This window comes from Streptomyces sp. GbtcB7, assembly GCF_019091445.1.
In the GTDB taxonomy this organism is placed as follows: domain Bacteria; phylum Actinomycetota; class Actinomycetes; order Streptomycetales; family Streptomycetaceae; genus Streptomyces; species Streptomyces mirabilis.
Genome location: NZ_JAGXJM010000088.1, coordinates 1 through 11,315 on the forward strand (window position 1 = coordinate 1; position 11,315 = coordinate 11,315).

An 11,315-nucleotide genomic window follows, 5' to 3' on the forward strand; every position below is an offset into this window, starting at 1 on the left:
TCAGCCCGTCCGGCGTTTGAGGACGAGGCCGTTCAGGCCGATGCGGGGGTCCAGGGGGCGCAGCGCCCCTGGCGGGGGCGAAGGGGCGGAGCCCCTGGGACGGGACGGGTAGGGGCGGCGGGGGCGAAGGAACCGTGCCGCGCGGGCCCACCCGCCCCAGCCAAGCCCCCCCCCGGCTACTTCACTTGGTGCAGCCCTTCTGGCCCGATTTCAACGTGACGCACGCCTTCGCCTCGGCGGCATCCTTCACGGCGATCATCGGGGTGTACGCATCGGTGGCGTTTTCGACGGTCCCGGTCTGCTTGGCGGCGGTACCGGCCGTCACCTGCACCGAGTCACCGGTCACGGCCTGGGTGATGCGGGCCCAGGCCGCGGCGCAGGTCTTGCTGTAGCGCACCTCGACCAGAGTGGTCCCCACGGTGATGCTGGTGCTGGTCGTCGCCAGTTGCCCACCGCACCCCATGTTCTCCGGGTCCTTGCCCGTGCAGTCGGCGCCACTGCACTTCACCCCGGCCGGCAGATCAGGATTGACCGCGGCGGACGTCGAGGGCGTCTTCGGCGCGCTCGCCGCCTTCTTGCCGTCGCCGCCCCCGGTGAAGTACACGACCGCGGCTATCACCACGAGCGCACCCACAACCCCCGCGAGGAACATCGTCAGCCGCCGCTTACGCCGCGCCGCCGCGTCCGCGGATCCCCCCACGGGCGCACCCGACCCACCGGCACCGACAGACCCGGCCGCACCCACGGAACCGCCAGGGCCCGACGAACCCACAGAACCCACAGAACCCACAGAACCCGCGGAACCCGCGGAACCCCCCGGCCCCACAGACCCCGCCGGAGTCGACGGACCGTACCGCCCCCCGTCACCGGACGGCGTGGCGACAACCCCCCAGCCCCCGCCACGCGAGCCCCCACCGGACGAAGGCCCACCCGAAGACCCGCCCGAAGAGGACCCGCCGAACCCGGCACCCCCACGCGCCCCACCCCCGAGCGACGACGAAGAGCCGTACGACGAGTCCTCCACCTCCGTGGCGGACGGCTGCGGCGGCACCGTCGGCGACACCCCCGCGGGCCCGGCGATCCCCGGCGTGATGCCGGGCGTCGCGGTCGCGCTGCCGCCCTTGCGGGCCTGCTTGCCGTTGCTCCCCTTCGCCGGGGGCGCCCCGAACTCCCCGAGCGCGGCGCGCGCCTGGGAGATCCGGATCGCTTCCATGGTCATGTCGTGGCGCATCTCCGAGCGGCTCCACGCACGCTCGGCCAGCTCCCACATGGTCGTCAGATGGATGGGATTGGTCCCGGTCACCTCGGCCAGGGCGACGATCGCGCCCTTGGGCGCGAGGAGCCGACCGTTGAGGTACCGCTCCCAGGACGTCTTGCTGTAGCCCGTACGGTCGGCCACCGCGGCGATGCCCAGCCCGCTCCGGTCGACCAGTCGGCGCAACTGGCTGGCGAACTCCCTGACCTGCGGATCGAGTTCATCCGGCAAGTCCCTCCAACGAGGCATTACTGCTCCCCCCTGCTTCTTTCCCCCCGTACGTGCCTGACTGTTCCCCGCGTGTTTCGGCACCCCTCCGCCGAGTCCCCCCCGGCCCCGCCGGTCCCCGTTCTGGCTACCCACAGGGATGCGATCGGTCAGGATCTCAGTTCCCGGGATGGGGGCGCACGGGAGCATTCGGGCCCGGGCATGCACCGTTGCACGCCCCGCGGGCTGCGGCCCATTGTCCCATCGACGTCATGCCCGCCAATCGGACCCTCGCCCTCCGCAACAGGACGTCCGATACCGTCCCGATTGGCCACGCTAACCGGCTTGTTGGGCCAGATCAGGGTAAATCCTTGAACTTGTCAAGACATCGACACAACGGGAACACAGGTGCGACCTCACCTGTCACGAGAACGCTCAGCTCACCCGAGGGTGACGGCACCCACGACGGCGGCGAGGAGGAGGACGACGGCGAGGAGGGCCGCGTAGAGGACGAGGCGGGGCGCACGGGGCCCGGCGGGCTGCCGGGACGACTCCTCGTCGAGCAGGTCCCACCACGGGAGCGTGGGGTCCTCCTCGTAGCCGTCACGGCCACGCGCGGCGGGAACGGCGCGCGCGGCGGGAACGCCATGCACGGCCGGGACGGAAGCTTCGGCGCCGGGAGCGGGTTCACCGCCGGGACCGGGGACTGGACCGCCCGCCGGCACCCGTACGGGCGACACGGGCGACACGGGCGGCACGGGCTCGCGCGGCCAGGCCCGCACCGCCAGTTCCCAGCGCACCCCGAAGCGTTCGGTTTCCTCACCCGCGACACCCGCGACCCGACACAGGGCGACGACCGCCTGCCGGGGCGGTGGCTGGCTCGCGTTGAGGTAGCGCTGCCAGGAGGACTTGCTGTACGCGGTGCGCGTGCCCAGCGCGACCAGGCTCATCCCGGTGCGGTCCTTGAGCAGCCGCAACTGCTCGACGAAGTGCCGTACCTCCGCCGGAAGCTCCTCCGGCAGCGGCTGCCAGGCACCCATCGCTTCACCCACCTCCCGCGGCGCTCCCCAGGCGCTCCCGTGTCGTTCCCCGTGAGCGATTGACGACGCCGGGCGGTGGACGGTTCCCGTCACGCGGCGCGGACACCGTGGCGGAATGGTCACTTCCGTGCCACAGGGAACTGACGGCTGTTGTACAGGCGGTGCCTGTACAGAAGGGTTGACCCGGGCGGTCCGACCGCCCGGCCGCGGCCCGTCCTTACTCGGGGGAGGGGACGGGCCGCGCCCTGCTTCAGGGCATGCGCGGGGGTCTCAGCGGACCGTGAAGTGCAGCGTGTCGTCCAGGAACGGGATGACCAGCCACGGGTTGGGCTGTGCCATCAGCGAGAGCAGCACGATGGCGACGCCCAGCACGCCGTACGTGAGCATGTCCGTGAAGCGGGAGCGGACCGCGAGCATGCCCACGTCGGGCAGCATCCAGCGCATCACGGCGCCGGCCAGCAGCGCGGCGCCGATCAGGATCGTGCCGAGCCGGAACACGTCGAGGGCGGTCAGCAGCAGGCCGAGTCCGACGGCCGACAGCACGGCGAGGATCGGCCACTGGCGGGCCGGGGCCGGGGCGTCGCCGCCCGCCGCCCGGCCGCCACCCTCGGGCCGCGCGGTGTCCCTCGTGAACAGGGGGAAGCGCCGTGTGGTGCGGCGCGGCTTTCCCTCGGCGTCGGGCGCGCTCACGGCGTCGAGCGCACTCGGCTCGCCCTCGGCGCCCTCCGCCTCCCGCACACCCGCCACGCCGTTCACGGATCCCGCCTTCCCCGAACCGGCCTCACCGTTCACGGATCCCGCCCTCCGAGGACCGGCCTCACCGTTCACGGACCCCGCCTCCCGCACGACGGACTCACCCTTCACAGCCCTCGCCCTCCGCACGGCCGACCCGCCGTTCGCGGACGCGGCCTCCCGCACGGCCGACTCCGCGTCGGGGCCGGCATCGGAGTCGATGCCGGAGTCGGTGTCGCGGACCGCGGCGTCCTCGGGTCCGCCGTCAGCCGACACTGCGCTCCGCCGCTTCCACCACGTTGACGAGCAGCTGGGCGCGGGTCATCGGGCCCACGCCGCCGGGGTTCGGGGAGATCCACGCGGCGACCTCGGCCACGTCCGGGTGGACGTCTCCGACGATCTTGCCCTCGGCGCTGCGCGAGACACCGACGTCGAGGACGGCGGCGCCCGGCTTCACGTCCTCGGCGCGGATGAGGTGGGCGGACCCGGCCGCGGCGACGATGATGTCGGCGCGCTTCAGGTGCGCGGAGAGATCACGGGTGCCGGTGTGACACTGGGTGACCGTGGCGTTCTCGCTGCGCCGCGTCAGCAGCAGCGGCATCGGACGCCCGATCGTCACCCCGCGGCCGACGACCACGACCTCGGCGCCCTTGATCTCCACGCCGTAGCGGCGCAGCAGGGTGAGGACGCCGTTGGGGGTGCACGGCAGCGGGGCCGGCTCGTTGAGGACCAGCCGCCCGAGGTTCATCGGGTGCAGGCCGTCGGCGTCCTTGTCCGGGTCCATCAGTTCCAGGATGCGGTTCTCGTCGATGCCCTTGGGGAGCGGGAGCTGGACGATGTAGCCGGTGCACGTGGGGTCTTCGTTGAGTTCGCGGACCACCGCCTCGATCTCCTCCTGCGTGGCGGTCGCGGGCAGTTCACGCTGGATGGAGGCGATACCGACCTGGGCGCAGTCGCGGTGCTTGCCCGCGACGTACTTCTGGCTGCCGGGGTCGTCGCCGACCAGGACGGTCCCCAGGCCGGGCGTGACGCCCTTCTCCTTGAGGGCCGCCACGCGGGCGGTCAGATCGGACTTGATCGCGGCTGCGGTGGCCTTGCCATCGAGAATCTGGGCGGTCATGGCCCCATCCTCGCGGATGACCCGCTCCCGGTTCCAATCCGGGCGCCCCTTTCCCCCTGTGGCCAGCCGAGATCAGCCGCGATCAGCCGTGATCAGCGATGTTGCACTTGCACAACACCTGCACAACACCATCGGAAGGGCTCTGGACAAATAAGTAAGGCATTTAGAACGATGAACATCACAGTGCCGCGGACAGTACCGGGGGGACGGACCGCTCTGTAGAACTCTCCTCCGCACCTTGCCGCGCGTCCCCGCACCAGGCAACGGAGGAACACCCGCCATGAGTTTCGGCGACCCGAACAACCCCTACGGTCCCCCGCAGGGCCAGCCGGCCGGCTACCCGCCCCAGGGCCAGCCCGGCTACGGCTACCCCCAGGGCGCCCCGCAGCAGCCCGGTTACGGCTACCCGCAGGCCCCGCCGATCGGCCAGCAGCCGTACGGCGGCTACCCCGGCGGCCCGATGGAGATGCCCGGCGGGGTGAAGGCCGCGCGCGTGATGCTCTTCGTCATCGCCGGTCTGCAGGTGCTCGGCGCCGTCCTGATCGCGATCTCGGCGCTCGCCGTCTCCGCCGCGAAGAACAACGCGGACCTCAAGGACGACGTCCAGTTCCAGCAGCTCGCGGACTACTCGGCCGGCGTCCTGTGGGGCGTCACGGTCGCGGTCCTGGCCTGGGGCGTCTTCGCGATCTGGCTCGGCGTCAAGTGCGCGAACGGCGGCAACGGCGTCCGCATCGCCGCGCTGGTGTTCGGCATCCTCACCGCGGTCCTCGGTATCTACCCGTTCATCGTCATCGGTCTGGTGCACACCGTGCTCGCCATTCTCGTCGCGGTGTTCGTCGGCAAGGCGGACGGCGCCGCCTGGTTCAACCGCCCGAAGTACTCGGTCTGAGGCCACCGGCGGCACGGCCGCCACGAGGCCGACTCCGAGGGCGCGAAGGCGACTTCCCGCCATTCGATTCACTCCGAGGGCCGTGTCTCACCCTGCGCAAGGGGGGGACACGGCCTCAGCGCGTCAGGGCGAACCGGGTCTCATGGCCCTGGTTCGCGTGCCGGAACGGCGGTGGTCTCCGCCCCTCCCCCGAGGGGGCCGGAGACCCCCGCCGCGCACGTGCGCGAGCCGCCCTCTGGCTCAGCCGCAGTTACCGGTGATCCACTGGTGGGACCGCACCTTGTACGTACCGGCGAGGTTGCCGCCCTGCTGCTGCCGGGTGCAGCCGATCCGGCCGCTGTAGTTGGTGTTCGCGTAGAAGGCGACACCGCTGTACGACCCGGTGCCGGCGTTCCACACCGACTTCACGTTCGTCGTGGCGGCCCAGGAACACTTGATGGCGCCGCTCTGCCAGTCGGGGTCGGCGACGCTCCACGAGCACTTGCTGCCGGTGAAGTTGAAGCCGGTCCAGAAGCAGACGTCACCCGACGCGCAGTCCACGGCGGCGGCCGAGGCGGGTGCCGCCGACGCGGAGGCGGGCAGGGCCAGCGTGGTGGCGGCGGCCGCGCTGACGGCGAGGGTCGCGAGCAGCGGGGAGAGTCGGCGCGGACGACGTATCACGGAAAGGTTCATGGGTCTGTTTCTCCTTGCGATGCGGCTGCTGGTGGTCGGACAGCCAGAAGGTGGCAACGCGTGTCCCTGCCGGGCAAGGAGACCGGAGGGGCTGGGACGCCGGGACGGCCGGACGCCCGCTACTTGGCGCGTTATCTAACCCCTGGGACGGCCGTGGGACGGCTACTGTGTCCAGCCACTGGAACGTCTGACCAGCGTGCCGTAAGTGCCAGGGGGGAACCGCGATGCCCGCGTGCCCGGAAACCGAACGGTTCGCCGCGCTGTTGCGCTCGCTGAAGAACCGGTCCGGTCTGAGTTACGAGGCCCTCGCCAAGAAGACCGGAACGGCCGGGTCCACACTGCACCGCTACTGCCGCGGCACTTCGGTGCCCCAGGACTACGGCAGCGTGCACCGGTTCGCCACCGCCTGCGGCGCGACCCCGGACGAACTGCGGACACTGCACCGGCAGTGGGCCCTGGCCGACGCCGCCCGGACGGAACCGGGGACGGGGACTGGAACGGAGGCCGACGCAGACGTTGTCGAGGTCGTCGAGGTCGTCGAGGTCGTCGATCTCGTGGACAGCGACGGCGCCGAGGAGCCGGAGGCCGTGGAGCCGAGAGCGGTGGAACCGAGAGCGGTGGAGCCGGAAGCGGTCGAGGTCGGGCCCGTTCGGCCGGTCCGTCAGGGCCGGTTCCGTCTTGACCAGTTCCGGCCGGGCCGGTTCCGTGTCGTGGTGATCGGCGCCGTGGTCCTGACGCTCGGTGTCTCCGCCTGGGCCCTGACGACCGATCATCCGTCGTCCGGCAGCGGCGGCGGCTCCGCGGCGGACGGCCGTCTGCTCTTCTCGGCCGCCTGTCAGCCCGTGGTGGCCATGGGCCAGCACGACGCGTGCGTGGGTGAGGTACAACGGCTGCTGCACGCCAAGGGCGCGGACATCGACGTCGACTCGGACTTCGGCCCGCAGACGCTGCGCCGGGTCACCGCCTTCCAGGTGTTCACCGGTCTCCAGCCCAACGGAGTCGTCGGGGACGCCACCAAGAAGGCGCTCTACACCTCGAACGTACGCATGACCGTCTGGCCGCCGGCGAAGGTACGGCAGCATATCCGCGCGGTCTTCACCGACGCGCCCGACGCGGCGGTCGCCATCGCGGACTGCCAGTCGTTCCTCGACCCGCTGCACATCCTGCCCAACACCAACGGCACCCGTAACTGGGGTCTGTTCCAGATCTCCGACCTGCGCCTGCGCGAGCTGGGCGGGACCCCGCGTCAGGCACTGGACCCGGAGTGGAACATCAGGGCGGCCCAACGCCTCTGGAGCAAGAAGCGCGACTTCCACGACTGGCCGAACTGCGAGCGCGCGGTCAAGGGCGCCGCCACCACCGCGCCCGCACGGTAGCGGCGGCCCACCGGAACCCCGGTGGACCGCCGCGCCTACACCGACCTGCCGCGGATCAGTGGAAGAAGTGCCGCGTCCCCGTGAAGTACATGGTGATGCCCGCCTTCTTCGCGGCCTCGACCACCAGCTCGTCACGGACCGAACCGCCGGGCTGGACCACGGCCCTGACGCCCGCCTCGGCGAGGATCTCCAGACCGTCGGGGAACGGGAAGAACGCGTCCGAGGCCGCGTACGACCCACGGGCCCGCTCGGCGCCCGCCCGCTCGACCGCGAGCTTCGCGGAGTCGACGCGGTTGACCTGGCCCATGCCGACACCGACCGAGGCGCCGTCCTTGGCGAGCAGGATCGCGTTGGACTTCACCGCGCGGCAGGCCCGCCAGGCGAAGGCCAGCTCGTCGAGCTCGCCCTCGTTCAGGGCGTCACCGGTCGCCAGGGTCCAGCTCGCCGGGTTGTCGCCGTCGGCCTGGATGCGGTCGGTGACCTGGAGCAGCGCGCCGCCGTCGATCGGCTTGAGCTCGGTCGGGTTCGCGGGCGCGCGGTGGGCGCGCAGCACGCGGATGTTCTTCTTCTTGGTGAGGGCTTCGAGGGCGCCGTCCTCGTACTCGGGCGCCACGATGACCTCGGTGAAGATCTCGGCGACCTGCTCCGCCATCTCCTTCGTCACCGGCCGGTTGACCGCGATCACACCGCCGAACGCGGACAGCGGGTCACAGGCGTGCGCCTTGCGATGCGCCTCGGCGACGTTCGAGGCGATCGCGATGCCGCACGGGTTGGCGTGCTTGATGATCGCGACGCAGGGGTCCTCGTGGTCGTACGCGGCACGGCGCGCGGCGTCCGTGTCCGTGTAGTTGTTGTACGACATCTCCTTGCCGTGCAGCTGCTCGGCCTCCGCGAGACCGCCGGCGCCCGAGGTGTAGAGGGCGGCGGGCTGGTGCGGGTTCTCGCCGTAGCGCAGGGTGTGCGCGCGCTCCCAGGTGGCGCCGAGGAAGTCGGGGAACCCGGTGGCGTCGACGGGGGCGTACTCGGAGGCGAACCAGGAGGCGACGGCGACGTCGTACGCGGCCGTGTGCTGGAAGGCCTCGGCCGCGAGCCGCTTGCGGGTGGTGAGGTCGAAGCCGCCCCTCTGGACGGCGGAGAGGACGTCGCCGTAACGGCTGGGGCTGGTGACGACGGCCACGGACGGGTGGTTCTTGGCGGCGGCACGGACCATCGAGGGGCCGCCGATGTCGATCTGCTCGACGCATTCGTCGGGCGTCGCGCCCGAGGCGACGGTCTCACGGAAGGGGTAGAGGTTGACGACGACGAGGTCGAACGGCTTGACGCCCAGCTCTTCCAGCTGCCGCTGGTGGTCGGGCAGACGCAGGTCGGCGAGGATGCCGGCGTGGACCTTGGGGTGCAGGGTCTTGACGCGGCCGTCGAGGCACTCGGGGAAGCCGGTCAGGTCCTCGACCTTGACGACGGGGACCCCGGCCGCGGCGATCTTGGCGGCGGTGGAGCCGGTGGAGACGAGCTCGACACCGGCCTCGTGGAGCCCGCGGGCAAGCTCTTCGAGCCCGGTCTTGTCGTAGACGCTGACGAGCGCGCGCCGGATGACCCGCTTGGTGCCCTCGGTGCTCTCGGCCGTGACTGTGCTGTCGGCGGTCACTGGATAACTACCTTTCGTCCCTCAATGCGATAGCCGTTGCGGGCGAGCCGCCCCACGACATCGACGAGCAGTCTTCGCTCGACTTCCTTGATGCGCTCGTGCAGAGCGCTCTCGTCGTCCTCGTCTCGGACCTCCACAACGCCCTGAGCGATGATCGGTCCGGTGTCGACGCCGTCGTCGACGAAGTGGACGGTGCAGCCGGTGACCTTCGCGCCGTACGCGAGCGCGTCGCGTACGCCGTGGGCCCCCGGGAAACTGGGCAGCAGGGCGGGATGCGTGTTGACGAACCGCCCACCGAACCGGGCGAGGAATTCCTTCCCCACGATCTTCATGAACCCCGCGGAGACCACCAGGTCGGGCTCGTGGTCGGAGACGGCCTCGGCGAGCGCGCCGTCCCACTCGTCCCGGGTGTCGTAGTCCTTGACGCGGCGGACGAAGGTGGGGATCCGGGCCCGCTCGGCCCGGGCGAGCCCTTCGATGCCGTCGCGGTCGGCGCCCACGGCCACGATCTCGGCCCCGTAGGCCTCCGGCCCGGCCGCGGCGATGCCGTCGAGCAGTGCCTGCAGATTCGTGCCTGATCCGGAGACCAGCACGACGAGGCGCTTGGTCTTGGCCACGACGGGGCCCTTTCTCGGGGGAGCGTTTGTACGGTCGTACGAATGCTTCGCGCCCCTGGATACAGGGAAGTCTACAAAGCGGCCGACCGTCAGCAACGATACCGGCACACCGGGCGGCCCCCACGGGACGGGGGCGTGGCCGGAAGGTAGCGTCTGCGGTGGATCCTCCCGGGAACACCGTTCAGCACGGGGAACGCCCTGTGCGCTTGGGACGTTGACCTGGGACGGGTAGAACGTTCGGGGTACGAGCCCCGGGGCGAACGTCCGAGGCGCGGGTCTCGGACGGAAAACCCGGGGCAGGGACTCCACGGAGCGGTATCCGGGGTGCGAATCCCGGGTCCTGATCCTGAAAACGAACGCCCGGGGTGCGAGCCCCGGGCAGGACGCTCGGGGCGCGCGTCGCGAGCACGATGCCGTGTGGACACGCCGCCCGCCAGAACCACCAAGGGGAAGACGCACACCTGATGCCGGACCGCAGTCTCCGACTCCCTCCGCTGCTGCTGCGCGAGCGGCGCCCTTCGCCTACCCCGCCGCGGGAGAGCGGGGACACGCCCGCGGGTGGGAACGGTTCCGCGGACGGACGCGGCCCGGACACAGACTCCGGCACGGGCTCCGGCTCCGGCTCCGGCTCCGGCTCCGACGACAATCCCTTCGCTCCGCCGCCGGAGGGCACGCCCGACCGCCCCTGGCAGCCTCGACGTCCCGCGTCCGGCCAGAGCCCGAACGAGAACGACGGTTCCGGCCCCGGGTCCGACCCCGGACAGTCCCCATGGGGCAGTCAGTGGAGCGACCGGCAGCCGGGGCGTTCGTCCGGTGGCGGTTTCGGCGACCGTCCCGGGGTTCCGCACGGCCAGGGCGGCCCAGAAGGTCCCGGCGGTGGGCCGGGCGCCGGAATGCGCTGGGACCCGACGGACCCCGCACAGCGCCGCGCGCGCTACGCGCTGCTCTCCGGAATGTGGGCGTTCTTCTTCGCCCTGTTCAGCTGGCCGTACGTGGCGCTGCTGCTCGGTGCGCTCGCCCTGTACTGGGGCGTCAGCGCGCTGCGCGCCAAGCCCCGCGCGCAGGACCCGGACACCCCGGCCCCCGACACGAACACCCGCCCCCAGACGACCGCCGCGGTCAGCGGCCTCGTCACCGCGTCCCTGGCCATCGTCATGGTCGCCGCGACCTTCACCGCGCAGCTCGTGTACAGCGACTACTACTCCTGCACGAACGACGCCCTCACCAACGCCGCCAAACAGTCCTGCAACGACCTCCTCCCGAAGGACCTGAGGGGCGTCCTGGGAACACGCGGCTAGCTCTCCAACATCCGTCGCCCCGCCAGGGGCGCGGGGAACGGCGCGCCCAGCCCCCACGCACCCGCAGCAAATCAACCTGTCCCCGGGGGGTCTGGGGCGCAGCCCCAGGGGATGGGAACGGGTAGGGGCGGCGGGGGCGAAGGAACCGAGGGCTCCTGACTCACCCCATGTCATCGGAGGGCAAGAGATCGTACGGCTCCAGGCTCGGATCCCGAGCCGGGACCGACCCCGAAGCCGAACCCGACCCCGAAGCCGAACCCGCCCCCATCGTCGAGGTCGCCCCCGCCGTAGGAGTCGGCTCCCCCTTCGGCACCGGCTCCACCGGACCCCCCTCACCACGCGACCGCCCCGCCCAGACCCCCCACGAGAACCACGACCGCCACGCCCCCCATGAGGGCCACGAGGGCCACGTAGGCCAAGAAACCCCCCGTCGCCGCCAAAGCCCCCACCCCCACAGCCCCACC

At 71.6% G+C, this 11,315-nt stretch carries 10 protein-coding genes; 3 read left to right on the forward strand and 7 right to left on the reverse strand.

The genetic code is table 11. The annotated features are described in order from the left end of the window. Positions 1-181 precede the first annotated feature (181 nt). From KVT44_RS54670 to KVT44_RS54685, 4 genes are all read right to left on the reverse strand, one after another. Entirely contained in the window at positions 182-1,486 is a 1,305-nt protein-coding gene (locus tag KVT44_RS54670) for an XRE family transcriptional regulator (protein WP_254651197.1), read from the reverse strand. Between the two features lie 416 nt (positions 1,487-1,902). Next, a complete protein-coding gene (locus KVT44_RS54675) occupies positions 1,903-2,502 on the reverse strand; it encodes a helix-turn-helix transcriptional regulator (protein ID WP_217576613.1) in 600 nt (199 codons plus the stop codon). 270 nt (positions 2,503-2,772) lie between these two features. Further along, the gene (locus KVT44_RS54680; RefSeq protein WP_229888986.1) at positions 2,773-3,249 is read right to left on the reverse strand and encodes a DUF3017 domain-containing protein; all 477 of its coding nucleotides are present in this window, start codon (positions 3,247-3,249) and stop codon (positions 2,773-2,775) included. 250 nt (positions 3,250-3,499) lie between these two features. Next, positions 3,500-4,354, reverse strand: coding sequence for a bifunctional methylenetetrahydrofolate dehydrogenase/methenyltetrahydrofolate cyclohydrolase (locus KVT44_RS54685; protein WP_054233749.1), 855 nt, complete (start codon positions 4,352-4,354; stop codon positions 3,500-3,502). Positions 4,355-4,634: 280 nt separating this feature from the next. Between KVT44_RS54685 and KVT44_RS54690 the strand changes: the two genes are divergently transcribed. After that, positions 4,635-5,243 carry a proline-rich domain-containing protein gene (locus KVT44_RS54690; protein WP_190170014.1) on the forward strand — a complete coding sequence of 203 codons (609 nt, stop codon included), beginning with the start codon at positions 4,635-4,637 and terminating at the stop codon, positions 5,241-5,243. A 240-nt stretch (positions 5,244-5,483) separates the two neighbouring features. On the opposite strand, the gene KVT44_RS54695 is transcribed toward KVT44_RS54690, so the two are convergent. Continuing rightward, positions 5,484-5,915 carry a peptidase inhibitor family I36 protein gene (locus tag KVT44_RS54695; RefSeq protein ID WP_217576615.1) on the reverse strand — a complete coding sequence of 144 codons (432 nt, stop codon included), beginning with the start codon at positions 5,913-5,915 and terminating at the stop codon, positions 5,484-5,486. A gap of 224 nt (positions 5,916-6,139) precedes the next feature. On the opposite strand from KVT44_RS54695, the gene KVT44_RS54700 reads away from it, so the two are divergent. Next, positions 6,140-7,291, forward strand: coding sequence for a helix-turn-helix domain-containing protein (locus KVT44_RS54700; RefSeq protein ID WP_217576617.1), 1,152 nt, complete (start codon positions 6,140-6,142; stop codon positions 7,289-7,291). A 55-nt stretch (positions 7,292-7,346) separates the two neighbouring features. Here the strand turns inward: KVT44_RS54700 and purH are convergent, their stop codons facing one another. Both purH and purN read right to left on the reverse strand, forming a co-directional pair. After that, complete coding sequence (gene purH, locus KVT44_RS54705) at positions 7,347-8,936, reverse strand: bifunctional phosphoribosylaminoimidazolecarboxamide formyltransferase/IMP cyclohydrolase (protein ID WP_217576619.1); 1,590 nt, start codon at positions 8,934-8,936, stop codon at positions 7,347-7,349. Then, complete coding sequence (gene purN, locus KVT44_RS54710) at positions 8,933-9,553, reverse strand: phosphoribosylglycinamide formyltransferase (RefSeq protein ID WP_099921054.1); 621 nt, start codon at positions 9,551-9,553, stop codon at positions 8,933-8,935. The genes purH and purN overlap by 4 nt, the downstream gene beginning before the upstream one ends. Before the next feature lie 464 nt (positions 9,554-10,017). Here purN and KVT44_RS54715 point away from each other — a divergent pair, with 464 nt between their 5' ends. After that, positions 10,018-10,851, forward strand: a complete 834-nt coding sequence (locus KVT44_RS54715) for a hypothetical protein (RefSeq protein ID WP_217576621.1) — start codon at positions 10,018-10,020, stop codon at positions 10,849-10,851. The last annotated feature ends 464 nt before the right edge of the window (positions 10,852-11,315 follow it).

What these genes read in the sequence shown, in the direction of transcription:
- KVT44_RS54690 (WP_190170014.1), top strand. Translation starts at nt 4,635, where the DNA reads ATGAGTTTCGGCGACCCGAACAACCCCTACGGTCCCCCGCAGGGCCAG.
- KVT44_RS54715 (WP_217576621.1), top strand. Translation starts at nt 10,018, where the DNA reads ATGCCGGACCGCAGTCTCCGACTCCCTCCGCTGCTGCTGCGCGAGCGG.
- KVT44_RS54675 (WP_217576613.1), bottom strand. Translation starts at nt 2,502, where the DNA reads ATGGGTGCCTGGCAGCCGCTGCCGGAGGAGCTTCCGGCGGAGGTACGG.
- KVT44_RS54695 (WP_217576615.1), bottom strand. Translation starts at nt 5,915, where the DNA reads ATGAACCTTTCCGTGATACGTCGTCCGCGCCGACTCTCCCCGCTGCTC.
- KVT44_RS54700 (WP_217576617.1), top strand. Translation starts at nt 6,140, where the DNA reads ATGCCCGCGTGCCCGGAAACCGAACGGTTCGCCGCGCTGTTGCGCTCG.
- KVT44_RS54685 (WP_054233749.1), bottom strand. Translation starts at nt 4,354, where the DNA reads ATGACCGCCCAGATTCTCGATGGCAAGGCCACCGCAGCCGCGATCAAG.